Below are 24,687 nucleotides of genomic sequence, written 5' to 3' on the forward strand. Positions count from 1 at the left end.
AATGGCCACAGTGGATGTCGGCGCACTCGGCCGGATCGGACACAGTTCGCGCACCACCGCGGAGCCGGTATCGGCCCGCCGCAAGTCGACTCGGCCCCGGCTCGGACCGGGCCGCCCGATTCCGTTCGGTATCGCCATCGGGCCGGTGCTGCTGATCGCGGCGTGGGTGATCGGATCCGCCTCGGGCGCACTGGACGAGCAGACACTGCCCGCGCCGTGGACGGTCGCCGAGACCGCACGCGATCTGCTCGCCGATGGCAGGTTGCAGTCGAATCTGCTCACGTCGCTGAAGCGTGCGGCCTGGGGGCTCGGGCTCGGCGTGGTGATCGGTGTGGTGCTTGCCTTGATCTCGGGGTTGAGTCGGGTCGGTGAAGCGGTGCTGGACGGGCCGATTCAGATCAAACGCTCGATTCCGACGTTGGCGCTGATCCCGCTGTTCATCGTGTGGTTCGGCATCGGTGAGGAGATGAAGCTCATCGTCATCACGACCAGTGTCGCGATTCCGATCTACATCAATACGCACGCGCAATTGCGCGGGGTCGACAGCCGGTATGTGGAATTGGCCGCGACGGTGGGACTTTCGCGGTGGGGTTTCATCCGACGGATCGCGTTGCCCGGTTCACTGCCCGGATTCTTCACCGGATTGCGGCTGGCGGTCACGATTTCCTGGCTGGCGCTGGTCGTGGTCGAACAGGTGAATGCCACCAGCGGCATCGGCTATCTGATGACGCAGGCGCGTACCTACGGGCAGATCGACGTCATCGTGGTCGGCCTGGTGATCTATGGCCTGCTCGGACTGTTCGGCGATCTCGCCGTGCGCGCGACGGAACGGAGGGCACTGTCATGGCGGCAGACGATCGCGGACTGAATGTGGTCCGAACTCGAGGGCTGCGCCGGGGTTTCGGCGATCGCGTGGTGTTGCACGGTATCGATCTCGATATCGCGCGCGGTGAATTCGTCGCCCTGCTCGGGCGCAGTGGTTCGGGCAAGAGCACCTTGCTGCGCGCGCTGGCCGAGTTGGATCGTGATGTGCTGGGCTCAGGTGAGTTGCGGATGCCGACGGAACGTGCGGTGGTGTTCCAGGATTCGCGGCTGCTGCCGTGGAATCGGGTGCTCGACAATGTGACTCTCGGTTTGTCCGGTGCCGATGCTGCCGAGCGCGGTCGGACCGCGTTGGCCGAGGTCGGACTGGCGGGGCGGGAAAAGGCTTGGCCCAAGGAGCTTTCCGGCGGTGAGCAACAGCGCGTCGCCTTGGCGCGGTCGCTGGTCCGGGAGCCGGAGTTGCTGCTGGCCGATGAGCCCTTCGGGGCGCTGGATGCGCTCACCCGCATCAAAATGCATGTGCTGCTGCAGGATCTGTGCGCCAGGCACAAGCCGGCCGTGTTGTTGGTGACCCATGATGTCGATGAGGCGGTGTTGCTTGCCGATCGCGTGCTCGTGCTCGATGAGGGCCGCATAGCCGTCGACCAGCGGATCGATCTGGAACGTCCGCGCCGCCACATCGATCCGGACTTCAACCGCCTGCGCGAGCTGCTGCTTGCCAGCCTCGGCGTCGATGTCGCGGCGCTACACGATGAGAAGAAAGCCTCATGACACGCCAACTCAGCCTCAATGCGTTCATCTACCCGTCCGGACATCATGAGGCGGCCTGGCGGCATCCACAGAGCCGACCGGACCGGATCTACGATGTCGCCTACTACCAGGAGATCGGCCGCACGGCCGAATCCGCGAAACTCGACGCGGTGTTCTTCGCCGACGGGCCCGCCCTGCGTACCAATGTCAAGCACAATCCGGCCTCGGGTCTGGAGCCGATTACGCTGCTCACCGCGATCGCGACGGCCACAACCCATCTCGGCCTGATCGCCACCGCATCGACCACCTACTACGAGCCATACAACCTGGCCAGGCTGTTCTCCACACTGGACCACATCTCCGGCGGGCGGGCGGGCTGGAATATCGTCACCACCGGAACCGACCTCGCGGCGGCGAATTTCGGGCTCGACAAACATCCCGATCACGGGACGCGGTACGCGCGGGCACGGGAATTCGTGGATGCGGTCGTCGCGCTGTGGGACAGCTGGGAGGACGATGCCATTCTGCTGGATCGGGAGGCGGGTATCTACGCCGATCCGGACAAGATCCATCAGATCGACTTCGTCGGCGAATACCTCAGTGTGCGGGGGCCGTTCAATGCGCCGCGCACCCCGCAGGGGCATCCGGTGCTGGTACAGGCCGGTGCCTCGAATGACGGACGGGCATTCGCGGGCCAGTACGCGGAGGCGATCTTCACCGCGCATCAGCGCCTGGAGGATGCGCAGACGTTCTATGCCGATATCAAGGCCAAGGCCGCCGAATTCGGCCGGGACGCCGAACAGATCAAGATCCTGCCCGGTATCAGCCCGTTCATCGGCGATACCGAGGCGGCGGCCAAACAGTTGGAGCGGGAGTTCAACGAGCTCACCGTGCCCGAATACGGGCTGAAGCAGTTGGCGGGCATCGCGGGTCAGAGTCTGCGGCACCTGCCGCTGGATGAGCCGGTGCCGCTGGAATTGTTCAGCGACGCGGGCGATGTCACCGACAACGACCGCAGCCGACGGCAGGTGGTCGCCGGGATCGTGCAGCGGGAACGGCCCACCGTACGCGGGCTGCTGCACCGTCTCGCCGGTGCGCGCGGACATCGGGTCTTCGCCGGTACGCCGGAGCAGGTCGCGGACACCATCGAGGAATGGTTCCGCAATGGCGCCGCCGACGGCTTCAATGTGATGCCGCCCTACTACCCGGGTGGGCTCGAGGTCTTCGCCGAGCAGGTCGTCCCGATCCTGCAGCGGCGCGGCCTGTTCCGCACCGAATACACCGGAACCACCCTGCGCGACCACTTCGGTCTCCCGCGACCCGAGAGCCGGTATGCCCGGCGCCCGGCACTCGCGCAGTGAGCGCCTGTTCCAGACCGTGTCGGGCCCGGCGAGATGGTCGGCATCGTCGGGCTCGATGGCACCGGGGCCACCACGCACTGTGAGCGAGCGAGTCGGCGCCACAACGGAATCCGTTCGGCTGCGCGCGTTGGTGTGGACGGTGTTCGTGCCCGTGATGCTCTATGGGATCGGCTCCGGTGCGGCCGCACCGATGTACGCGTTGCGGGCATTGTATCTGGGTGCGTCGGCCGGTGTTGCGGGAATCGTCGTCGCGTCGAGTGGGTTGGGGATGGTGCTTGCGGATCTGCCCGCGGGGCGGGTGGTCGCGCGCATCGGGGAGCGCTGGGCGATCGCGGTCGGTTCGGGCCTCGGGCTGGTCGGGGTGCTGTGTGCGATCGTCGCACCACACACCGGTGTGCTGGCCGTTGGTGTGCTGCTCAATGGGACGGCAAGTGCGGTGTGGGCTTTGGCGCGACAGTCCTACATCGTGGCCGTGGTGCCACCGGACGAGCGGGGTCGGGCGTTCTCGGCCCTGGCTGGTGCCTCGCGTCTCGGTTCGTTCTGTGGACCGTTCGTCGGGGCCGCGATGGTTTACGCGATGGGGCCGAGTGGCGCGCTGTGGTTGCAGTTCGGCACCACGGTCGTATCGGGAGCGGCGATGCTGGCCATCCGTTCGGCCGACGCCGATGATACGGATGCCGCCGACCACACCCTGCGTTCGGTGGTCGTCGAAAACCGCAGGGTGTTGGGCACACTCGGTCTGGCGGCGCTGTTGCTGGGTGGTGCCCGCGCGACCCGCATCGCGCTGCTCCCACTGTGGGCCGTGCACATCGGCGTGAGCGCGGCCGCCACGAGCCTGATGTTCGGTATCGCCGGGGCAATGGACGTGCTGTTGTCCTATCCGGGCGGCGTCTTGCTCGATCGGTACGGCAGTCGCGCCACGGGCGTCCCGTCGATGCTGCTGTTCGCCTCCGGCTTCGCGGCTCTGCCACTCACCTCGTCGGCGCTCGAACTCACCGGTGCCGCGGTACTGCTCGGGCTCGCAAACGGTGTCAGCAATGGCATCATGATGACCGTCGGCGCGGGCGTCGCACCGCCGGGGCAACGTGCGGAATTCCTCGGTGCCTGGCGTCTGACCCACGACATAGGCATGTTCGCCGGCCCCATAGCCGTCGGCTTGATCAGCGCCGCGACAGTTCTGGCTGCCTCGGCGCTCGCCGTCGCCGCGGCGGTATTCGCAGGCGCGGTCGCGATGCACCGCTGGTTCCCTGGCGCCTACCCCGCCCTGTTCGCTGGCCCACGCCGCGCCCATACCCGGGCGCCCGACTGAGCGTTCGGACCTACTGCGTGCCTCGAATGCGGCTCGGCCACTTCAGCACTGTGGGCGGGCTCGGCCGAGGTAGGCGAGGAGCCGGTCGCTCGGGGCGGTGGTCGGTGGTTCGATCGGTGGACCGAAGAGCGGCCATCGGTCGGCCACCGGGACGAGTTCCGATGCCACCGACAGTAATTCGCGAGCGAGGCGTTCCGGTAGGGGCGGTGCGTCCGATCGGGCGGCGGCGAGATCCCAGGCGTGGACAGCCAATTCGAGCGCACCGACGGTGCCGAAGACGCGGGCGGGCACCGGACTTCCGAAGACGACCACCGAGCCGGGGTGCTCATTCACCCAGTCACCGAGCAGGCCTACGGCTCGACTTCGAATGTGCAGCGTCCCGGCACAATTCGGCAGCGGCGGGCCCGGCATGGCAACCTGCCCGCCCGCCAGGCCTTCTCGCAACACGGCAATCGACTCGTCCACATGCGCGAGCAGCGTGCGCGTATTCCAGCCCCGACATGGTGTCGGCGCCGACAGATCGGATCCGATATCGGGCAGTACCGACAGCAGGTACGCGACCGCTCGCTCCAGCAGATCATCGCTCATGGCAGCGCTGGCTCGGACCACACGGTATCGAGCAACGACGTGGGCAGCCCGAACGCCGGGAACATCGAGCTGTCGTGATACGACACGACATGCGCGACCCCGGTCGGGGTCACCGTGAGGATCTGCAGCGATTGTGCCCGACCGTGCAGGTAGAACGCGAATCCGGGCTGACCGTTCGCGGCGATCGGCACCATCCGGACCTCGCCCGCGCGATACGGGCATTTCGACCGGACCAGCTCGACGATCGTGGTATTGCCGCGGAACCATTCCTCGATCGGCGGCATCTCCCACACCGCATCCGACCGCAACAGCGTCACGAGGGTATCCATATCGGCGGCTTCGAATGCGGCGGCATAGCGGTCCAGCAGCGCGCGGATTTCGGGATCGTTCGGCTCGGTCACCGGCGTATCCGGTTCCAGCTCCGCGAGCGCCGCATGCGCGCGCTGCAGCATGCTGTTGACCGCGGCCACGCTGGTCCCGATCAGCTCGGCGACCTCGGCAGCCTTCCAGTGCAACACATCTCGCAGTATCAACACCGCACGCTGGCGCGGCGGCAGATGCTGCCAGGCGGCGATCAGTGCCAGCCGCATCTCATCGCGCGCCGCGACTATCGCGGCCGGATCAGCGGTCTCCGGTGCGATCAGTACGTCCGGCATCGGTTGTAGCCAGGGGGTTCCGGGTGCGAAGTGCACCGCCTGGGTGGGATCCGCGGTGGCCTCGGATAAACCGGTGGGCAGCACGCGGCGTCGGTGCTCGAGCACATTGAGGCAGGCATTGGTGGCGATCCGATACAGCCAGGTCCGCATCGACGCTCGGCCCTCGAAATCGCCATATCCGCGCCAGGCCCGCAGCAGCGTCTCCTGCACCAGATCCTCGGCATCGTCGACCGAACCGAGCATCCGGTAGCAGTGCGCGAGCAACTCGCGTCGATACGGTGCGGTTCGGGCGGCGAATTCGTCGCTTTCGGCCATGTGCTGTCCTCTCGGGTGCCCCGAATCGTGTCCCTGTGCATATCGACCGCCGTGCCGCCCAGAACTCATCGGTGCGATGAGTTTCGGGCCGTGCTCGGTCGGTATCTGTGCGTATCCGATCCTTCGGGCACGCCGGAACCACAGAAAGGACCACCGTGAGCACACCGATCGTTTCGGCGGTGACACAGCGCTGGGTACTCGTCCTCGGCGCGATCGCGTCATTGATGGCGGCACTGGACACCCTGGTCGTCGCCACCGCACTCAGCACCATCCGGCACGACCTCGGGGCGTCGCTGCAGACGCTCGAATGGACCGTCAACGGCTACAACCTGAGCTTCGCCGTCCTGTTGATGACCGCGGCGGTGCTCGGCGACCGCTTCGGACGCAAGCGGATGTTCATGGTCGGGCTCGGCATGTTCGTCGCCGCGTCCGCGTCCTGCGCGCTATCGACCTCCGTCGTGACCTTGATCGCCGCCCGCGTGGTGCAGGGTATCGGGGCGGCATTGATCATGAGCCTGGCGCTTGCGCTGGTCAGCGCGGCGTTTCCGCCAGAGAAGCGCGGTATGGCGATGGGCCTGCTGCAGGGCATCACCGGTCTTGCCGTCGCATGTGGTCCGCTGGTCGGCGGTGCCGTCGCGGAGGGGCTGTCCTGGCAGTGGATCTTCTGGCTGAATGTGCCGATCGGGCTGGTCGCGCTGCCGATGGTGGCCGCTCGGGTTCCCGAGGGCTTCGGACCCGATACCGCGGTGGACGGCACCGGACTGGCATTGGTCACCGGCGGCGCATTCGGTGTGGTGTGGGGTTTGGTGCGGGGCAATATCGCGGGCTGGTCGAGTGCGGAGGTGCTGATCTCGTTGGTCGGCGCACTCGCATTGCTGGCCGCCTTTGTGGCCTGGGAGGCGCGCGCACGCGAGCCGATGTTTCCGATGCGGCTTTTCGTGAATCGTGGGTTCGCGGCGGGCAACACCGCGATTTTCCTGACCTTCGCCGCGCTGTTCGGTGAGGTGTTCTTCTACGCGCAGTTCCTGCAGGCGGTGCTGCACTACGGTCCGCTCGGCGCCGGATTGCGGCTGCTGCCCTGGACTCTCACGCTGTTCTTCTGCGCGCCTGCCGCCGGTGCGCTGGCCGACCGGATCGGGGAGCGGCCGCTGATGGTGAGCGGTCTGGCCCTGATGGCGGGCGGGATGTTCTGGGTCGCCGCCAGCGCCGACCCGGCAATGACCTATGGCGCCTTCGTGATTCCGTTCATCGTCTCCGGTGTCGGTACCTCGATGGTGCTGCCGTCGGCCCAGAGTGCGGTGGTCGGCGCGGTCGAACACGCAATGCTCGGTAAGGCCGCCGGTGCCAACAGCATGATGCGCGAGCTCGGTGGTGTCTTCGGAATCGCCATCGCGGCAGCGGTTTTCGCCGCGACCGGTGGATACGCTTCGGCGGCCGAGTTCACCGCCGGATTCGGTCCGGCGATCGAAGTCGGTGCGGCACTTGCCCTGCTGGGCGCGACGGTCGCCCTCGCACTGCCACGGCGCAGGGCGGGCGTGCCAGCCGCTGACCCCGAGGCGAAGGCAGTGTCCGTCTGACTCGCCCCGTCAATCCATGTGGGTCGAAATTCTTTCCAGCCATGGGTGATCGGGGTGGACCCGGGTGATCCACTCGAACAGCCGGGACCTTTGGGATCGGTCCATCACGGGTAGCGCCCGACGGAAGTCGGCTTCGTCCTTGTCGCGGCGTGCCTTTGCCTTGAACAGGAGTGCGACCTCCGGAGTCGCGTACGGGATGCCCTCGCTGGTGTGGCGGATCAGTTCGTCGTAGGGCAGGGTGATCGATGGGTCGCGGCGGCACGCCCATCGGTCCCCGACGTGCGGTTCCCGAAATACGTCGAGGCGATAGCGTCCGGTCGCGGGTTCGCGCAGCCAGGTCTGATGGAACTGCGCCGCCTGCGCCGGAAACGACCGGATTCGGTCGTCGCCGATAACGTCCCACTCGTGGTCAGGAAAAGCCGCGACAACCTCGCTGAACCTGCCTTGTGGTACCGCGATTTCGAGGTCGCTGTGTGTGCGGGCCCCGCCTCCGGTGAACAGATCGAGCGCCCACCCCGCGGTCACGCACCACGGAACCGCGACACCCGACATCCGCTGCGTGACTTCGGCTGGCGTCCACGCGGCCCACAGCCGGTCGCATTCCTCCGCCGAAACCACCCGCCCGACCACCTCGGGTGACCCCACGGCTTCGGAATGATCAGAGGTGGGCATCGCGACGTTCCTTCCAGCGTGTGCGCCGACGAAGGATTCAGCGTACGCGGGTGCCGAGCAGGTGACGTACGCCGCCGATGAACAGTTGCAGACCGAAGTCGAACCGTGCTGTCGCGTCCGGGGTTTCGTTCAGTGGTGAGGCGTCCTCGGTCAGCGCGCCGGCCGAATCCATTTGCATTCTGGACTGTTCGTCCACTGTTTGTCCGAGTACGTAGTACAGCAGCGTGTACGCCGCGAGTTCCGCTTCCGGCCGTGGCATTCCGCCGCGGATCGCGGCGCCGACGAGTCGTTCCCGGCCCTTGCTCGTGGTGAGTCGGGAAGCGTAGGTCGCCGAGACCAATTCGGCGCCGTCGCGATAGGCGAGTAGGCAGCCGCGCAGCCGATGTGCCAATTCGGTGATCTGGCCCGACCAGTCCTCGGCCTCGATCGGATCCTCCATCGGGGCCAGGATTTGGTCGGCGACCGCGCCGAGCAGCGCCTGCTTATTGGGGAAGTGCCAGTACAGCGCACCCGGCTGGACCTGGAGTGAACCGGCGAGCCTGCGCATGGTCAGGTCGGCGAGACCGTACTGGTCGAGTATGGCGATGGCGCCGTCGACCACGTCCGCGCGGTGCAGCTGCACGGTGTTTCCTTCCGCTGTATTCGATTTCGATTGCGGCATTCCCGCTCGCTGCCGCCTTCAGGCCCGTTCGCTCATGCCGCGCGTGTTTTGACTCACTGTTACCGCTACCCTAGCCTGAACACCGTTCAAGTTGCACGGCCACCTCGGCCGGACGAAGGGATTCGTGCAGTGACCCAGGCACCCGTCCATACCGATATTCTGGCGACCGCCCGCGAGCAGGTGCTCGAGCGGGGCGAAGGCCTGACCCAGGAGCAGACCCTCGAGGTGCTCCGGCTCGGCGATGACCGGCTGGAGGACCTGCTCGCCCTGGCGCATGAGGTGCGCATGAAGTGGTGTGGTCCCGAGGTCGAGGTCGAGGGCATCATCAGCCTCAAGACCGGCGGCTGCCCCGAGGACTGCCACTTCTGCTCGCAGTCGGGTCTGTTCCAGTCGCCCGTGCGTGCCGCCTGGCTCGATATCCCGAGCCTGGTCGAGGCGGCCAAGCAGACCGCAAAGACCGGAGCCACCGAATTCTGCATCGTCGCCGCCGTGCGCGGTCCGGACGAGCGGCTGATGGCGCAGGTCGCCGCCGGTGTCGAGGCCATCCGCAACGAGGTCGACATCCAGGTCGCGTGTTCGCTCGGCATGCTCACCCAGGAGCAGGTCGACCAGCTCGCCGCCATGGGGGTGCACCGCTACAACCACAACCTCGAGACCTCCCGTTCGTACTTCCCGAATGTCGTCACCACGCACACCTGGGAAGAGCGCTGGGACACCCTGCGCATGGTGCGTGAGGCCGGTATGGAGGTCTGCTGCGGCGGCATTCTCGGCATGGGCGAAACCCTGGAGCAGCGTGCGGAATTCGCGGCGAACCTGGCCGAACTCGAGCCCGACGAGGTGCCGCTGAACTTCCTCAACCCGCGTCCCGGCACGCCGTTCGGCGATCTGGCGGTGCTGCCCGCCGCCGACGCGCTGCGCGCGGTGGCCGCATTCCGGCTCGCGCTGCCACGCACCATCCTGCGCTTCGCGGGCGGTCGCGAGATCACCCTCGGCGACCTCGGCGCCAAGCAGGGCATCCTGGGCGGTATCAATGCCGTCATCGTCGGCAACTACCTGACCACTCTCGGTCGGCCCGCCGAAGCGGATCTGGATCTGCTCGGCGAACTGAAGATGCCGATCAAGGCGCTCAACGAAACACTCTGATCCGGCTGCCGAATACTGAGTACGCAAGCATCACGAAAGAGGCTGATGCCGTGAGTACTGTCATGGACATGGACGAGCGCTACAACCCGTTCACCGGCAAACGCATCGTGCCGGGTCTCGACGATCAGGTCCCGGCCGCCGCGGCGCTGGGGCTGGAACCGCCGCGCTTCTGCGAGCAGTGCGGTCGGCGCATGATCGTGCAGGTCAGCCCCGACGGCTGGTGGGCGAAGTGCTCGCGGCACGGTGTGCTGGATTCGAAGAATCTGGAACACCGCTAGTGGTGGCCGAATACGGTGACGTCATCGGGCCGGTCGGATCGAACCGGTTGGTGGGCGTGCGACGTGAGCTGCGGGCGGCCGCGCTGATCGCGGTCGGGGTGGTACTGCTCAGCGTGCTCGGCGGTGTGGTGTGGGCCTTCGCCGCGCCTTCCGAGCAGTTTCTGGTGGTCAAGGCGCGGGCCGGAGAGGTACCGGCCAAGGGTGCGGCGCTGACCGGTGAGAGTGTGCACCAGTTCGACGCGCTGGCGATTTTCGTCTGCATCGGCGCGGTGCTGGGTGTGCTGACGGCGATCGGCGTGTGGCGTTGGCGCCGCGTGCGTGGGCCGTTGCTGCAACTGGGGCTGCTGATCGGTTCCGGCGCAGGCGCTTACGTGATGGCCGAGGTCGGCGAGCAGGTCATGCGGTGGCAGTATCCGATGCCGTACGATCCGGCGGTCGGCCAGATCGTGCGGCTGCCGGTCGAGGTCGGCAGTTGGCTGGCGCTGATCGGGCAACCGCTGCTCGCCTCGCTGATCGTGCTGTTCCTCGCGGCGCTCAGTCCGACAGAGGATCTCGGTACCGGCTTCAGTGGACCGTTCGGCGATGCGCGGCCATACTTCACTCCCGCAAGCGGTTTCGCGACCGTCGCCGATGCCGATTCGTATCGTGGCGCTGCGAACGGTGGACCGGTGCCCTACGGTGTCCCGTATGGCGGCTTCGGACCGCCCGGTTCGGATCGCGCGCGCTAACGTTATCCGAACCGTTGCCCACGCGGCGGCACAGCCGTACCAGAACGTCCTAGAATTGTGGGACACGCTGTGCGTTCAGAGAGGAACGGATCATGGCGTTCGTCGGTAGCGGACCAGTGGTCGAGGAGCTCGACGCGCAATTCTGGCGGGTCGTCGAGCCGCTCGTCTATCATGGTGCCACAGAGGAATTCGTCATCCCGGCGGGCTTCCGCACCGACTTCGCCTCGGTACCACGGGCATTGGTCTGGCTCGTGCCGCGTTACGGCGTCTACACCCGCGCCGCCATTCTGCACGACTACCTGCGCAGCCTGTCGACGGTGAGCACCGCCGACGCCGACGGCATCTTCCGGCGCTGCCTACGCGAATTCGGTGTCTCGATACCGCGGCGCTACATGATGTGGGCCGCAGTGCGTTTGGGCAGTCGGCTGCGCGGCGCGGGCATCGGCGACATCGCGATGGTCGCGCTCATCGCGATGCCGTCGTTGGTATTCCTTGCCGTCCCGGTGACCGTGGTGACGGTGTTCCTGTTCTTGTTCTGGTTGGTGGAGTTGGTGTTCTGGGGGTTCGCGCGGCTCGGCCGCCGAACTGCCGCGCCGCCGCCCAAGCCGCAGCTGAAAACGGCTTGAACGCGGCCCGAGCAGAACGGGGCGCGTAAGTCGAGTAAGACGGTGCCGCCCGCGCTTTTGGATGCGTAGGAGTGGCAACGGTTGTCGGCGGCATCGTAATGAGCATCCGGTGCGGGCAAGCGTCGTCTCCGCATCACTCGCGGAAATTCGCTGGCGGCGGGTGGTGACTCGTCGATACCGTTGTCGCGCACGGTTGAGCCGCGAAGGGGAAGGAGGTGGCGATGAGCGAGGATATGTTGACCAGGCATGGGCAGGCAGTGCTGGTTCCGGAGGCATCCGGGGCGCAGGAGCGGGCTGATCTGGTGGCGTGGCGGCGGCGGAATGCGCTGCGGCGGTCCAATGCCGCGCAGCCGATTCCCAGTGCGCGACGGTATCGGCGGAAGGCGAAACATAAGGGGCGGGAGCGGGATTGAGGTTGTCTCCCGTGGTCCGCGGTTGACCCCCGTTTTCATGTGCGAAGGCGCGTGAAGGCGGGGTTTTGTCGTCGGCGGGGCGTTGTTTCTCGGGTCCTGGTCCGACAGTGCGCTCGGTACGATCGCATCCGGTGAGCAACCGGGCTTGCGGCTCACCCGTCGGTGAGCTCGAGAAGTATTCTGCCACAGGGCTTTCACCGATGCACGGATTCGCGTATCCATCCGGTCCGGAACGCGGAACAGCCCACCTCTTCCGGTCCGGATAACTCGTAATCGACTGTGACCAGCCATCTTCGGCGAATCTGCCGGCTGCTCGGTATCACCCGATGCGAACGATCCCTACCGTCTGAGTTGTTCTATTCGTTCCAACCGCAGTGCTGGATTCCGATCTCGACTCTGCGGATCACCGGAGGGATTCAGTGAATGGGAGGGGAGAGCAATGTTCTGGAAATCAGCGTCGGCGGGAGCTGTGCAGGCGATCGGAATGACTTCCGGCCCAGCACAGGCGGCCGCCGAACAGCCGGACGAGGTGACAGTCACTCCGGCCGAGTCCGCGTTCGCGTGCCTGTGGTCGGTGTGCATTGTGAGCTCCGGGCATGGGCCCGGCGGGCTGTCCGAGTAGAAGGGGAGTGCCCCGGTCGATGGTGATCGGGACACGCTCGGATGCCGCAGCCCCTACGGCAGTGGTTGCGGCACAGTCCATTTCGAACTCGGCGATTGCTTCGGGAGCGGTCGCCGAACCAAGGGGCGATCGTGGGGCAGCCGATCGCGGGGAGGTCAGGTGGGTGGGCGCAGCGCGGCGAATTCGTCGGTGACCCGGAGCTCGGAATCGGTGAACCGATAGACCGCCGCGGGGCGTCCACCCGCCCGGCCGGGGGAGGCGGTCGCGCCGGTCGGCGTGATCACCTTGCGGCGGGTGAGAACTCGCTGCAGATTCGTCGTATCGACCTCGTAACCAAGTGCGGCGCAGTAGATTTCGCGCAGCGTCGACATGGTGAACCGCTCCGGTGCCAGGGCGAAGGCGATATTCGTGTACGACAGCTTGGCCGCGAGCCGGGTGCGCGCATGCTCGACAACGGTACCGTGATCGAACGACATCAACGGCAACTTCGACACCGGATGCCAGGTGGTATCCGACGGCAGTTGTGGGTCTGCGGTCAGCGGCACCAGACCCAGATAGGCCGAAGCGATCCGGCGCGGTGCGGGCACCCGATCCGGATTGCTGAATACCGACAGCTGCTCCAGATGCGCCAGCTCGCGGACGTCGACCTTTTCGGCGAGCTGGCGGCGGGCCGAGACATTGAGGTCCTCGTCATCGCGCAGCCGCCCGCCGGGTAGCGACCAGGTGCCCTTCTGCGGGTCGAGTGCGCGTTCCCACAGCAGCACCGCGAGTTCGGTCCGCTGACCGGGCGGACATGGTCGAATCAGCTCGTCTGTCATGCGCGCAGGGCTGCTACCTGCGGTGATGTCGCCGAGGAAGCGCCGAACCTGGAACACCGCGGTGAGGGTTTCGTGGATGGTGCTACTATGGGCCACGTTTTCGATTATAAGTCGAAAACCTGGTTTGGTGCGAATCGGCTGGCATGTGAAAAGGCACAGGGCCGAGCGCACGAGGAGAGGAGCCATCCATGGCGACGACGGGTGTGAAGTTGGCGCCCCCGCTGATGGGGCAGGTATTCGACGGTCCGACCGGATTCGCCGGTGTCGAGGCCACACCGGAGTGGGCGGCCGAGGTCAAGCGCCTCGCCAGGGAGCGCAACGCGACGATTCTCGCGCACAACTACCAGTTGCCCGCGATCCAGGACGTGGCCGACCACGTTGGTGACTCGCTGGCGCTGTCCCGCATCGCGGCCGAGGCGCCCGAGGACACCATCGTGTTCTGCGGTGTGCATTTCATGGCCGAGACGGCCAAGATCCTCAGCCCCGAGAAGACCGTGCTCATTCCGGACCAGCGGGCGGGCTGTTCCCTGGCCGATTCCATCACCGCCGACGAATTGCGCGCCTGGAAGGCCGAATTCCCGAATGCGGTGGTCGTCTCGTACGTGAACACTACCGCCGCGGTGAAGGCGCTCACCGATATCTGCTGCACCTCCTCGAATGCCGTCGATGTGGTCGCCTCCATCGACCCGGACCGCGAGGTGCTGTTCCTGCCGGACCAGTTCCTCGGCGCGCACGTCAAGCGGGTCACCGGCCGCGTGAATATGCATATCTGGGCGGGTGAATGCCACGTGCACGCGGGGATCAACGGGGACGAACTGACCGAACAGGCCCGCACCCATCCGGATGCCGAACTGTTCGTACACCCCGAATGTGGTTGTGCCACTTCGGCGTTATACCTCGCGGGCGAGGGTTCGTTCCCGGCCGACCGGGTGCACATTCTGTCGACCGGCGGAATGATCGACGCAGCCAAGGCCGCGAAGTCGAATCAGGTCCTGGTTGCCACCGAGGTCGGCATGCTGCACCAGCTGCGAAAGGCCGCTCCCGGCATCGACTTCCAGGCCGTGAACGATCGTGCGTCGTGCAAGTACATGAAGATGATCACCCCGGCGGCACTGCTCCGCTCGCTTGTGGAGAACACCGACGAGGTGCACGTCGATCTGGAAACCGCCGCGCTGGCCCGCGATTCGGTGCAGCGCATGATCGAAATCGGCAACCCGGGCGGTGGCGAATGAACGGCTGCGAATTGAGCGCGAGGTGCGCGCTCGTCCGGAGTGGCGGTGCGGAATGACCGCCGGGGCGGTCGGTAGCGGTTTCGCCGCCGACCGGGTCGAGAAGGGCAGTCGCTCATGAGCGCCGCGCCGCGGATCGACTGGGAAGCCGCCGCCGATCTGGTCGTGATCGGCGGCGGTGTCGCCGGGTTGACCGCGGCACGGACGGCATCGCTGCGCGGTCTGCGGGTGCTCATCCTCAGCAAGGGCGGTCCGACGGATACCGCGACCCAGTATGCCCAGGGCGGTATCGCTGTTGTTGCGCCGCATGAGGATTCGGTGGAATCGCACGTGCGCGACACGGTCGAGGCCGGTGCCGGACTGTGTGACGAGGCGGCGGTGCGATCCATCGTCGAAGGCGGTCAGGCCGCCGTCGCCGCATTGACCGATCTGGGCGCGGTCTTCGATCTCGCGCGGGACGGTCAGATTTCGCGTACCCGCGAGGGTGGGCACAGCACGCGACGGATCATCCACGCCGGAGGTGACGCCACCGGCGCCGAGGTGCAGCGGGCGCTCAACGCGGCCGGGCTGCCGGTCCTGTTCGGTGCCGCGGCACTGGAAGTGGTCACCGGTCGGACCGGTGTGCAGGGTGTGCTCGCGGTGTCCGAGAACGGCTTCGGGGTCGTACACGCACCGGCGGTGCTGCTGGCCACGGGCGGGCTCGGTCAGCTGTACGCGCTGAGCACGAATCCGCCCGGTGCCACCGCCGACGGCATCGCCCTTGCGCTGTGGGCCGGTGCGACGGTGGCCGATCTGGAATTCGTGCAATTCCATCCGACGGTGCTATACACCCCCGGCGGACTCGGCAGACGCCCGTTGATCAGCGAGGCGGTTCGCGGCGAAGGCGCGACACTGGTTGATTCCGAAGGGAATTCGGTGACCGCGGGGGTGCACCCGCGCGGTGATCTGGCACCGCGCGATGTGGTGTCGCGTGCGATCGCCGCCCGGATGCGGGCACTCGGCACCGACCATGTCTATCTCGACGCCCGAGCCCTCGATCGCTTCCCGCAACGTTTTCCGACGATCACCGCATCCTGCCTGGCCGCCGGGATCGATCCGCATACCGATCTGATTCCGGTCGCCCCCGCCGCGCACTACCAATGTGGTGGGGTCGTGACCGACACCCACGGCCGGACCGCGGTTCCCGGCCTGTACGCGGCGGGTGAGGTGGCGCGGACGGGACTGCACGGTGCCAACCGGTTGGCCTCGAACAGTCTGCTCGAGGGCTTGGTGGTCGGTGAGCGAGCCGGGGTGGCCGCCGCCGAACGTCTCGGCCAGGACGCGCAGGTGACGGATGTGTCCTTCCATACCATTCCGCGCGCGGCCCGCGCCTTGGTGCAGCAGTCGATGACGTCGCATGCCTCCGTGGTTCGCGATGCCGCCGGGCTGGCGGAGGCGGCCGCGCGGTTGCGGGATGCGGTGTCGCACAGTGCGGCAAGTCGCTTGCGTGCCGAGTTGACCAGTGCCAACCAGCGATTCACCGGCGAACTTTCGCCGGTGAGCGACATCTCGACGCGCAAGGACACACCGGGCGGCGCCGAAGACCTCAACGGGTCGGCCGCCACCGCGGCCGCGGCACAGCGCATCACCGCCTTCGAGGACGCCGCCCTCACCCTCACCGCCCAGGTGCTCCTGCTTTCCGCGGCAGCGCGCACCGAAAGCCGCGGCTCCCACACCCGCTCCGATCACCCGACCCCCGACGACCACCAATGCCACAGCCGCGCGGTACGTCTGGGCCCAGAAGGTCACCCCGTCCCAGCCCCCGACGGCCTCGACCTCACCACCTGGACCCAGGACGCCATTCCCAGCGCCTCATGACGGCGACACGGCACGAGAAATCTCCGCGAACGTGCGGGTAGTAGGACAAGGAGTGCACTGATGGGACTGGATACCGGCCTGGATCGTGACGAGGTGCTGGCCCTGATTCGCACCGCGTTGGATGAGGATCTGCGCTACGGCCCCGATATCACCACGGCGGCAACGGTTCCCGCCGATGCGGCGGTGAAGGCATCGGTGGTTTCACGCCAGCCGGGCACGGTGGCCGGACTCGATATCGGCCTGCTCGTGCTCGATGAGGTGATCGGTGCGGGCAATTACGAAATCACCGATCGGGTCGCCGACGGGACCCGGGTCGAGCCGGGCCGTTCGGTACTCGAGCTGGTCGCGCCGACCCGCGGCCTGCTCACCGCTGAACGCACCATGCTCAACCTCGTCTGCCACCTGTCCGGGATCGCGACCGCCACCGCAGCCTGGGTCGACGCGGTCGCGGGCACGAACTGCCGCATCCGCGACAGCCGCAAAACCCTGCCGGGCCTGCGTGCCTTGCAGAAGTACGCGGTCCGTGTCGGCGGTGGCGTCAATCACCGCATGGGTCTCGGCGACGCCGCCCTGATCAAGGACAACCACGTGGTAGCGGCCGGTTCGGTGGTTGCGGCCCTGCGCGCCGTGCGCGACCTGGCCCCTGACATCGCCTGCGAGGTCGAAGTGGACAGCCTCGAACAACTCGACGCCGTCCTGGCCGAAAATGTCGAACTGGTCCTGCTCGACAACTTCCCCCTCTGGCAGACCCAAGCCGCCGTCCAGCGTCGTGATGCCAGGGCACCCGGCACCGAACTCGAATCCTCCGGCGGCTTGACCCTCGCCGACGCCGCCGACTACGCCCGCACCGGTGTCGACTACCTGGCAGTCGGTGCGCTGACCCACTCCGTCCGTGTCCTCGACCTCGGCCTGGACATGTAGTAGCGATCCGTCAGGTGGTGAGTTCGCGTTCCAATGGGGTACGGAAGCGCGGGATGGCGCGAACCTCGCCGTACCAGGATGCGGTGCGGACGGCTTCGGCTTCGATGAGCGATTCGGCTGCCGAGCCGATGTCTTCCAGTAGGCGGTAGACGATTTCGCCGTCCTTGCGTTGGGCCCAGCCGCCGACAATACGGCCGTTCCACCAGATGGTGGGGCCGACGTTTCCATTGCGGTCGAAGAGCATCGGTGCGTGCGGCCCGAGGTACCAGTCGCGGTACTGCCAGCCCATCGGGGTGGGGTCGAGGGCGGGGAGCAGGGCGGCCCAGGGTTCGGGCTCGGGGGTCGGGTCCTGGTCGTCGGCGAGCAGCAGCCCGGTGGTGCCGTCGAGATCGACCTCCACCACATCGAGTTGGGCGAGGGCCTTGCGTACTTCGGTGAGCGTCCAGCCGGTCCACCACTTGATGTCGGTGATCGGGGCGGGGCCGAAGGCGTAGAGCCACCGTCGGACGAGTTCGGCGCGGGCCGCATCGGTGGGTATGGTCGCAACACCTTGCGGCAGCCAGGTTTCTATCGGCGCCCAGGTGTATTGGCTGCTCGTCCAGCTGCCATTCGGCCGACCGCGCACGATGCGCCCCTCGACGCCGAGGATGACGAGCACCCAGGTGGTAATGCTGTTGGGTCGCGAATACGCCTTGTCCGGAGCGGGATTCACCTGCGTGCGCAGCCGAGGGACGTCCTTGCTCAGCTGTGCGCCGGTCGCCGCCCCGCGTGCCAGCAGCGCCTTGTGCGTTTCGTCTTCGACGTCGGCGAGCCACGCGCGCACATCCCCGTCGACAACTCCGGCCTGGTCGATGAACCTGCTGTAGGTGCGACGTTGCTTCTCCGCCAGCGCATCCGCGCACGACGCCTGTAATACCGGCAGCAATTCGACCGGTGCGACGAACATGGTGCGCCGCATCGCGAGCAAGCGCAGCAGCGTCCGATCGTCGTACAGGGCCTTCTCGACATGTCCTGGCGCGGCAGTGTGACTGCGCGCGTTCACCGACAGATACACCGTCGCGGGATCGGTCGCATGCAGTACCACGAGGGACCGGACGATATCGGCAACATCATCGGTGCGGCACGCCGACGTGAGCCGATGCCGCCGCGCAAGCCGGGCCCGCCGCTCCGCCACATCAATCGAACGCATATGCGAATAGTAGCGGTCAGATGCCGAACTCCTGCGGATCGACCCGCAACGCCTGGCACGCCTCCCGCACGGCCGCGATCTCGTCCTGGTCGAAATTCCCATCCGCATTGCCGATCATGATGCCGATCTGCGCGACCGCATGCGCCTCGGTCGGCTTATCCGCCGCCTTGCCGATCTGCTGCAGCACATACGCCCGCCCGAACGCCGCATCGTCGACCAACCGGTTGCAGTTGTCTTCGAACAGGTCGCGCAGCTCATCGGTCGGAAAGTTCTGCAGCACCGGATCGGAGCCGATGAGTCCGGCCACCCGCATCCGCTCGGCCGGATCGATGGTGCCGTCGGCCGCGGCGACGAGCGCGCAGATGGCCATGCTCGCATCGCGGAATGTGCCGCCGCGCAGCTCGTTCTTCTTGGCCAGCAACTGCGCCCGCCACTGCGGGGCCTTGTCCATCAGGTCGATCAGGCGACCGAAATTGGTCGCATTGCTGATGAGACGATTCAAGAAGGCCATCGAAGCTCCCCGGAACGAGGTTCGGGCGACCGGCGGGCCCGAACTCTGGATCGACATCGCGCACCGTAGCAGAACCCAGCGAAACACGCGTGCCCGGCGAAACGCCGCCGAATTATGTTGGCTGCCAGGCACGCACCAGATCGAGCAGTCCCGGGAACCGCGCATCGAGGTCCTCGATCCGCACCCGGCTGCGGCGCTCCAGCCCGTACTGCCGCTGACGGGTGATACCGGCCTCACGCAGCACCCGGAAATGGTGCGTCAGTGTCGATTTCGGCCGATCGATGTCGAACCAGCCGCAGGAGCGATCGGTCTCGGGGGATTCGAGCAGCAATTTCTGCACCATGCCCAACCGCAGCGGATCGCTGAGCACGCCGAGCACATCCTCGAGCCGGAGCTCGGCACGCGTCGGCTCGGGCAGCGTGGTCGCGCCGGTGTCGGTCGATGGCATCGGGTCTCCTGTGGATCGCGAATCCTTGGTTCGACTTCTATCGTACTAGATGTTAAGTTCGACTTCCGTCGTACCAGTACGAGAAAGTTCGAACAATGGAGGTTGGGATGACAACGCTTGCGGCGAAACCGGAAACCGAGGTGCGGCGCGGCGGCACGGTGTGGCTGGCGGCCTGGCCGGTGCTCGCGGTCTTCGTGCTGTCGAATGCGCCGACCCCGCTCTATATCGTGTGGCAGCAGCGACTCGGCTTCTCCTCGGGCACGCTGACCGCGGTATTTGCCTGCTACATAGCAGGGTTGCTCGGCGCACTGCTGGTCGCGGGTGTGGTCTCGGACCGTATCGGCCGCAAGCCCGTGCTGCTACCCGCGGTGCTCCTCGCGATGCTCGCGTGCGTCCTGTTCGCCACCGCGCATTCGGTTGCGATGCTGGCGATCGCGCGCCTGCTCACCGGAATAGCGGTCGGCGCGGCCGTGTCGGCGGGGATGGCGGCGGTGACCGATGTCGGCGGCCCGGAGCGCAAACGCCTTGCCGCACTCGCGGCGTCATCGGCCATGGTGCTCGGCGCGGGTTTCGGTCCATTGCTGGCGGGTCTGCTCTCGCAATTGGTTCCCGGCCCGACCGTCACCATCTTCGTCATCGAAATCGTCTTGCTCGCTACGGCTTTCGCGGTCATAGCACGTCTCGACCTGCCCAAGGGTGCGCACGCACGTGGCCCGTGGATTCGCATTCCCGCGGTCGCACCCGGTGGACGCACCGCCGTGCTGCTTGGCATCGCGGTGTTCGCGCCGGGCATTACCGCGACGTCGTTCGTGCTCTCGCTCGGCCCCTCGCTGCTGTCGGACCTGTTGGGCGCCACCAGTCGGGTGCTCGCGGGCGGCCTGGCCTTCGTCATGTTCCTCGGCGCCACCGGCATCCAGTTCGCGGTGCGGCGCCTGCGCCTGCGCACCATTCTGCTCGGCGGCACGGCGGCCACCCTGCTCAGCATGATCACCCTGGTCGCGGCGCTGCGGCTGTCGGCGATCGCGTTCTTCGCCGCGGCTGCGATCCTCGCGGGCGTCGGCCAGGGCATGGGCCAGTTCGGTGGTCTCACGGCCATCAGCGCGAGCGTGCCCGCCGATCGGCTCGCCGAGGCCAATGCCGCCCAGAACGTCGGCGGCTACCTGCCCGCCGCCGTGTTGGCCCTGTCGGCCGGATTCCTCAGTGACGCAATCGGTTTGCCGGCGGGCGCGACGGCCTTCGCGGGCATCGTAGGTGCGGCCGCGGTACTCGGCGCGGTATTCGTCGCGACTCGCCCCGGCACCGCGACCGGACAGCGATAGCCACATGTCATCATTCGAGGATGAGACACCTACTGCTGACGCTCGGCTGTGCGCTGTTCGCCGCGGTGTCGACGACAAGCCTTGTCGCATCGCCCGTTTCGGCCGAACCGGAATGCGTGGTCCGAGTCGACGTGCGGCCGGTGACCCTGACGGTGGACGGCGAGGACGCCACCGGCCGGGTGTACGAGCCGTACCGCTGTGCGGCCAGCGATCTCATACCGCGCGATCTGGTCGTCGCGGTGCACGGCCACGGCGGCACCTCCGCCGATTTCGCCGAATATCTGACCTCGATCGCCCGTCGCACCGCGACCCCGATTCTGTCCATGGACGCCCGCAGCGCGACCAGCGTCTGGCGGACCGGTGAGTGGAATCTGTGGGCGGGCTGGCGCGATATCGTCACCGCCACCCAGCGGTACAAAGACGAGCATCCATCCATCGGCCGCACGGTGCTGTGGGGCTGGAGTCAAGGCGGCACCATGAGTGGTCTGGCGGTGGCGCACGGTCCGCAAGGGCTCTTCGACTACTGGGTCGACAATTACGGTCCCGCGGACGATTTCAGCATGTGGCTCGCCTCGGCGGGCGTCGATCCCGCACTGCCCGCCCAGATCGAACGCGATGCGGGCGACTGCGCCCCGACGGTCTGTCCGCAGGCCTACGCCGAACGTTCGCCCGCTCTGCTCGCCGCCCGGATGAGCATGAAACGCGCCTTTCTCATCCACGGCACCGCCGACGATGTGGTGCCGTACCCGGCGACTCTGGAAATGCGCGCGGGACTGCTCGCCGCGGGTAAGCCCACTTCGATGTACACGATCGTCACCGGCCGCGACCTGAACGGCGCCGTGGTTCCCGGTGATCACAGCATCGGTCCCGCGTACTTCGAGGGCGGTTGCGTCGTCGAGCGCCTACTACTCGGCATGGAACCCGTCGACGGACCCGATCGCGACTATCTGGTCGACGTCGCCCGTGGCATCGTGACCGCTCCCGCGGCCCCGCCCAACGCCAAATGCGCGGCCTAGGGAACACCTGTCGGTGCGGTGTGGTTCATTCGGGCGGGACCGCATACAAGGAGAGGTGCAATGAAGCCGAATGACCCCGCATACCACTGGAACGGCGCGGAGTTGGACCTGGAGACGTACTCGGCCCGCATCGGCTACACCGGCGACCGCACCCCGACGCTGGCCACCCTGCACGCTCTCGTCTACGCGCACACCACCACGATCCCGTTCGAGAACCTGGAGTCCATTCTCGGCCGCCCTGTTCCGCTCGATCTGGAATCTTTGCAGGACAAGATGATCCGGCACCGACGCGGCGGGTATTGCTACGAGAACGTCGGCCTGTTCGCCGCCGCGCTGGAACGGCTCGGCTTCGGGGTGACCGGACTCAGCGGCCGCGTCACCATGGGCGTATCCGAGGGTCTGCGCCCGCCAACCCACGCGCTGCTGCGCGTCACCACCAGCGATGACGATCGCGTCTGGATCTGCGACGTCGGCTTCGGCTCCGGACCGCTCGCGCCCTACGAACTCGTCGAGGGCGGCGAATTCGCGCTCGGCGACTGGCGTTTCCGGCTCGAACATGCCACCGGTGAACTCGACAGCGACCTGTGGGTGCTGCACCAGTTCGGCCGCGACGGCTGGATCGACCGCTACACCTTCACATTGAACCCGCAGTACCGCATCGATTTCGCGGTCGGCAACCACTTCGTCTCGACCTCGCCGCGCTCACCGTTCACCACCCGACCGTTCGTGCAGCGTTTCCTCCCGGACGTGCACCACGTCCTCGACAACCTCACCCTCATCACCGAATATCCGAACGGCTCCAGCGGAACTCGCGAACTCGAACCCGCCGAACTTCCGAAAATCCTCACCGAGGTCTTCGATATCGAACTCTCCGAACCCGACGCCATCGCTCTCGCCCAAGGTCCCTGGCTGCCCTGAAGTCCGCACTCTTCCCGAGGATTCGCACCTGTCGTAGCCACCTCGGATCGTGACAGCAGGTGCCGATTTCGCCGTGCGGGCTACCCGAACGGGTCGCCGAGGGCCACTAGAGTCGGCCGGGTGCGCGCCAACCGGAATCTTCTCGTTCTGTTCGCAGCCACCGTCCTGGCCCTGAGTGGTTGCAGCTCAGGGCCGGACCAGCCCGACACCGTCGCCGGGCAGTTCGCCGATGCGCTCAGCCGGGGCGATATCGCCGCGGCCGCCGCACTCACCGGCGATCCGACCAAGGCGTCGGATGCGCTCGGCAAGCTCTATGACGGGCTCGGCAAGGACGTGAAATTCGAGGTCCGCGGTGTGGACAAGAACTCCTTCACCCTCGCCGCCACCTGGAAGTTCGGCAAGGACGGCAAGGACGAGTGGAGCTACACCACCACCGGCTCCGCCAGCGATTCCGGTGACGGCTGGAAGGTCGAATGGGATCCCGACGCGATCGCACCGGGTCTCGCTCTCGGCCCGTTGAGCTACGCCACCAGCTATCCGCAGCCCGCACGCGTTCTGGAGGCATCGGGCGGCGAGTTGATGACCGAGCAGGTGGTCACCCTGGTGAACGTTGCCCCCGGTGCCGACACCGCCGCGCTCGCGGACCTGCTCGCCCCCGTTGCCGCCGATATCACAGCGGCGTCATTGCAATCGGATCTGGCAGCGGCACACGGCAAGTCGATCACCGCCGTCACCTTGCGGGACGCCGATATCGCCCCGATCCAGACAGCGCTCGCGGCGGTTCCCGGCGTCACCCTCGCACCGCAGACCCGTCTGCTCGCCACCGACAAATCCCTCGCGTCACCGGTGCTGTCCGGCCTCGCCGACCTCTGGCAGCGCTCCGCCGATGCGGCGGCCGGCTGGGCGGTGCGCGCGCAGACCGCCGACGGCACCGAACGCGTCGCCGGTCGAGATCCGAAACCCACCGCGGATATCGTGACCACACTCGACACCGATTTGCTGCGCTACGCGGAGAGCGCGTTGACGCCGATCACCCAGCCCGCAGCGATCGTCGCACTGCAACCGTCCACCGGAAAGGTGCTCGCCGTCGCGCAGAACGCGGCCGCCGACGCCCAGGGGCCGATCGCGCTCACCGGCCTGTATCCGCCGGGTTCGACCTTCAAGACCGTCACCGTCTCGGCAGCACTGCAATCCGGCGCGGTGACCCCCGACACCGTGCTGCCGTGCCCGGCCACCGCGAATATCGAGGGCCGCCGCATCCCCAACGACAATAATTTCGACCTCGGCAATGTCGCGCTGCACACCGCCTTCGCCCAGTCCTGCAACACCACCATGGGCCAACTCGCGGTGAATCTCGCACCGAACGGACTGACCGATGCCGCGGCACAGCTCGGTCTCGGCATCGACTTCGTCACACCTGGTCTGACCACAGTCACCGGCAAGGTGCCGACCGCGGACACTCCAGCGCTGCGTGTGGAGTCCGGTATCGGCCAGGGCAAGGTGACGGCATCACCGTTCGGGATGGCGCTGGTCGCCGCAGCCATCGCGCACGGATCGATGCCGCTGCCGATGGTGGTCAACGGGCAACCCGGCGTGGCCGATCGCACTCCGGCCCCACTGCCGCCGACCACCGATGAGCAGCTGAAAACCATGATGCGTGAAACCATTACCGGCGGCACTGCCACGGCGCTGCGCGATATTCCGGACCTGATCGGCAAGACGGGCACCGCCGAGTACATCGATGACAAGCATGCGCACGGCTGGTTCGTCGGTATCGACGATGACCTGGCCTTTGCCGTCTTCGTCAGCGATGCGAACAGTTCGGGTCCGGCCGTGGAGGCCGCGGGTCGTATGCTGCGTGCGCGGCACTGAGTGACACTGTCGACCGGGACGGAATCGGCGATCGGCGCGGCGTGGGCGGCGAATATACCCCCGCAGCC

General features: G+C 67.0%; 25 protein-coding genes. 17 read left to right on the forward strand and 8 right to left on the reverse strand.

All coding sequences use genetic code 11. The features are described 5' to 3' along the window. The first annotated feature begins 1 nt into the window (after position 1). The 4 genes from AB0L58_RS37555 (at position 2) to AB0L58_RS37570 (ending at position 4,242) form a co-directional block, all read left to right on the forward strand. Positions 2-868 (forward strand): ABC transporter permease, encoded by an 867-nt coding sequence (locus AB0L58_RS37555; protein WP_364394992.1) that lies wholly within the window; start codon positions 2-4, stop codon positions 866-868. Continuing rightward, entirely contained in the window at positions 844-1,593 is a 750-nt protein-coding gene (locus AB0L58_RS37560) for an ABC transporter ATP-binding protein (protein ID WP_364394994.1), read from the forward strand. The genes AB0L58_RS37555 and AB0L58_RS37560 overlap by 25 nt, the downstream gene beginning before the upstream one ends. Then, positions 1,590-2,933 carry an LLM class flavin-dependent oxidoreductase gene (locus AB0L58_RS37565; RefSeq protein WP_364394996.1) on the forward strand — a complete coding sequence of 448 codons (1,344 nt, stop codon included), beginning with the start codon at positions 1,590-1,592 and terminating at the stop codon, positions 2,931-2,933. The genes AB0L58_RS37560 and AB0L58_RS37565 overlap by 4 nt, the downstream gene beginning before the upstream one ends. Before the next feature lie 79 nt (positions 2,934-3,012). Beyond that, a complete protein-coding gene (locus AB0L58_RS37570; protein ID WP_364394998.1) occupies positions 3,013-4,242 on the forward strand; it encodes an MFS transporter in 1,230 nt (409 codons plus the stop codon). A gap of 42 nt (positions 4,243-4,284) precedes the next feature. Here the strand turns inward: AB0L58_RS37570 and AB0L58_RS37575 are convergent, their stop codons facing one another. Then, positions 4,285-4,830: a maleylpyruvate isomerase family mycothiol-dependent enzyme gene (locus AB0L58_RS37575; RefSeq protein ID WP_364395000.1), complete on the reverse strand. Its 546-nt coding sequence runs from the start codon at positions 4,828-4,830 to the stop codon at positions 4,285-4,287. Then, complete coding sequence (locus tag AB0L58_RS37580; RefSeq protein WP_364395002.1) at positions 4,827-5,801, reverse strand: sigma-70 family RNA polymerase sigma factor; 975 nt, start codon at positions 5,799-5,801, stop codon at positions 4,827-4,829. The genes AB0L58_RS37575 and AB0L58_RS37580 overlap by 4 nt, the downstream gene beginning before the upstream one ends. A gap of 155 nt (positions 5,802-5,956) precedes the next feature. Between AB0L58_RS37580 and AB0L58_RS37585 the strand changes: the two genes are divergently transcribed. Beyond that, positions 5,957-7,378: a DHA2 family efflux MFS transporter permease subunit gene (locus AB0L58_RS37585; RefSeq protein ID WP_364395006.1), complete on the forward strand. Its 1,422-nt coding sequence runs from the start codon at positions 5,957-5,959 to the stop codon at positions 7,376-7,378. A gap of 9 nt (positions 7,379-7,387) precedes the next feature. Here AB0L58_RS37585 and AB0L58_RS37590 read toward each other — a convergent pair whose 3' ends face one another. Next, complete coding sequence (locus tag AB0L58_RS37590) at positions 7,388-8,050, reverse strand: hypothetical protein (RefSeq protein ID WP_364395008.1); 663 nt, start codon at positions 8,048-8,050, stop codon at positions 7,388-7,390. Between the two features lie 37 nt (positions 8,051-8,087). Then, a complete protein-coding gene (locus AB0L58_RS37595; protein ID WP_364395010.1) occupies positions 8,088-8,672 on the reverse strand; it encodes a TetR/AcrR family transcriptional regulator C-terminal domain-containing protein in 585 nt (194 codons plus the stop codon). A gap of 168 nt (positions 8,673-8,840) precedes the next feature. On the opposite strand from AB0L58_RS37595, the gene bioB reads away from it, so the two are divergent. From bioB to AB0L58_RS37620, 5 genes are all read left to right on the forward strand, one after another. Beyond that, the gene (bioB, locus tag AB0L58_RS37600; RefSeq protein WP_364395012.1) at positions 8,841-9,854 is read left to right on the forward strand and encodes a biotin synthase BioB; all 1,014 of its coding nucleotides are present in this window, start codon (positions 8,841-8,843) and stop codon (positions 9,852-9,854) included. A gap of 62 nt (positions 9,855-9,916) precedes the next feature. Beyond that, positions 9,917-10,132 (forward strand): hypothetical protein, encoded by a 216-nt coding sequence (locus AB0L58_RS37605; protein ID WP_364395062.1) that lies wholly within the window; start codon positions 9,917-9,919, stop codon positions 10,130-10,132. Between the two features lie 2 nt (positions 10,133-10,134). After that, positions 10,135-10,860: a DUF2567 domain-containing protein gene (locus tag AB0L58_RS37610; RefSeq protein ID WP_364395015.1), complete on the forward strand. Its 726-nt coding sequence runs from the start codon at positions 10,135-10,137 to the stop codon at positions 10,858-10,860. A gap of 92 nt (positions 10,861-10,952) precedes the next feature. Continuing rightward, on the forward strand, positions 10,953-11,486 hold the full coding sequence (locus tag AB0L58_RS37615; RefSeq protein ID WP_364395017.1) for a DUF1353 domain-containing protein: 534 nt from the start codon (positions 10,953-10,955) through the stop codon (positions 11,484-11,486). Between the two features lie 221 nt (positions 11,487-11,707). Beyond that, the gene (locus AB0L58_RS37620; RefSeq protein WP_364395019.1) at positions 11,708-11,899 is read left to right on the forward strand and encodes a hypothetical protein; all 192 of its coding nucleotides are present in this window, start codon (positions 11,708-11,710) and stop codon (positions 11,897-11,899) included. 777 nt (positions 11,900-12,676) lie between these two features. Here the strand turns inward: AB0L58_RS37620 and AB0L58_RS37625 are convergent. Further along, complete coding sequence (locus AB0L58_RS37625) at positions 12,677-13,435, reverse strand: NUDIX domain-containing protein (protein WP_364395021.1); 759 nt, start codon at positions 13,433-13,435, stop codon at positions 12,677-12,679. A 92-nt stretch (positions 13,436-13,527) separates the two neighbouring features. Between AB0L58_RS37625 and nadA the strand changes: the two genes are divergently transcribed. The 3 genes from nadA (at position 13,528) to nadC (ending at position 17,346) form a co-directional block, all read left to right on the forward strand. Next, on the forward strand, positions 13,528-14,571 hold the full coding sequence (gene nadA / locus AB0L58_RS37630; RefSeq protein WP_364395023.1) for a quinolinate synthase NadA: 1,044 nt from the start codon (positions 13,528-13,530) through the stop codon (positions 14,569-14,571). A gap of 114 nt (positions 14,572-14,685) precedes the next feature. Then, positions 14,686-16,425, forward strand: a complete 1,740-nt coding sequence (locus AB0L58_RS37635; RefSeq protein WP_364395025.1) for an L-aspartate oxidase — start codon at positions 14,686-14,688, stop codon at positions 16,423-16,425. Positions 16,426-16,485: 60 nt separating this feature from the next. Further along, the gene (gene nadC / locus AB0L58_RS37640; RefSeq protein WP_364395027.1) at positions 16,486-17,346 is read left to right on the forward strand and encodes a carboxylating nicotinate-nucleotide diphosphorylase; all 861 of its coding nucleotides are present in this window, start codon (positions 16,486-16,488) and stop codon (positions 17,344-17,346) included. A gap of 10 nt (positions 17,347-17,356) precedes the next feature. On the opposite strand, the gene AB0L58_RS37645 is transcribed toward nadC, so the two are convergent. The 3 genes from AB0L58_RS37645 to AB0L58_RS37655 form a co-directional block, all read right to left on the reverse strand. Next, positions 17,357-18,535: a winged helix DNA-binding domain-containing protein gene (locus AB0L58_RS37645; RefSeq protein ID WP_364395029.1), complete on the reverse strand. Its 1,179-nt coding sequence runs from the start codon at positions 18,533-18,535 to the stop codon at positions 17,357-17,359. A 16-nt stretch (positions 18,536-18,551) separates the two neighbouring features. After that, on the reverse strand, positions 18,552-18,986 hold the full coding sequence (locus tag AB0L58_RS37650) for a TerB family tellurite resistance protein (RefSeq protein ID WP_364395063.1): 435 nt from the start codon (positions 18,984-18,986) through the stop codon (positions 18,552-18,554). Positions 18,987-19,158: 172 nt separating this feature from the next. Further along, positions 19,159-19,494 (reverse strand): ArsR family transcriptional regulator, encoded by a 336-nt coding sequence (locus AB0L58_RS37655; protein WP_364395031.1) that lies wholly within the window; start codon positions 19,492-19,494, stop codon positions 19,159-19,161. A 107-nt stretch (positions 19,495-19,601) separates the two neighbouring features. Between AB0L58_RS37655 and AB0L58_RS37660 the strand changes: the two genes are divergently transcribed. From AB0L58_RS37660 to AB0L58_RS37675, 4 genes are all read left to right on the forward strand, one after another. Beyond that, positions 19,602-20,813 (forward strand): MFS transporter, encoded by a 1,212-nt coding sequence (locus AB0L58_RS37660; RefSeq protein WP_364395033.1) that lies wholly within the window; start codon positions 19,602-19,604, stop codon positions 20,811-20,813. A 20-nt stretch (positions 20,814-20,833) separates the two neighbouring features. Then, on the forward strand, positions 20,834-21,829 hold the full coding sequence (locus AB0L58_RS37665) for a prolyl oligopeptidase family serine peptidase (protein WP_364395035.1): 996 nt from the start codon (positions 20,834-20,836) through the stop codon (positions 21,827-21,829). A 60-nt stretch (positions 21,830-21,889) separates the two neighbouring features. Further along, complete coding sequence (locus AB0L58_RS37670; RefSeq protein ID WP_364395037.1) at positions 21,890-22,747, forward strand: arylamine N-acetyltransferase; 858 nt, start codon at positions 21,890-21,892, stop codon at positions 22,745-22,747. 120 nt (positions 22,748-22,867) lie between these two features. Further along, positions 22,868-24,619, forward strand: a complete 1,752-nt coding sequence (locus AB0L58_RS37675; protein ID WP_364395039.1) for a penicillin-binding transpeptidase domain-containing protein — start codon at positions 22,868-22,870, stop codon at positions 24,617-24,619. Positions 24,620-24,687 lie beyond the last annotated feature (68 nt).

The sequence above is a fragment of the Nocardia sp. NPDC052112 genome, from assembly GCF_040680135.1.
GTDB lineage: Bacteria > Actinomycetota > Actinomycetes > Mycobacteriales > Mycobacteriaceae > Nocardia.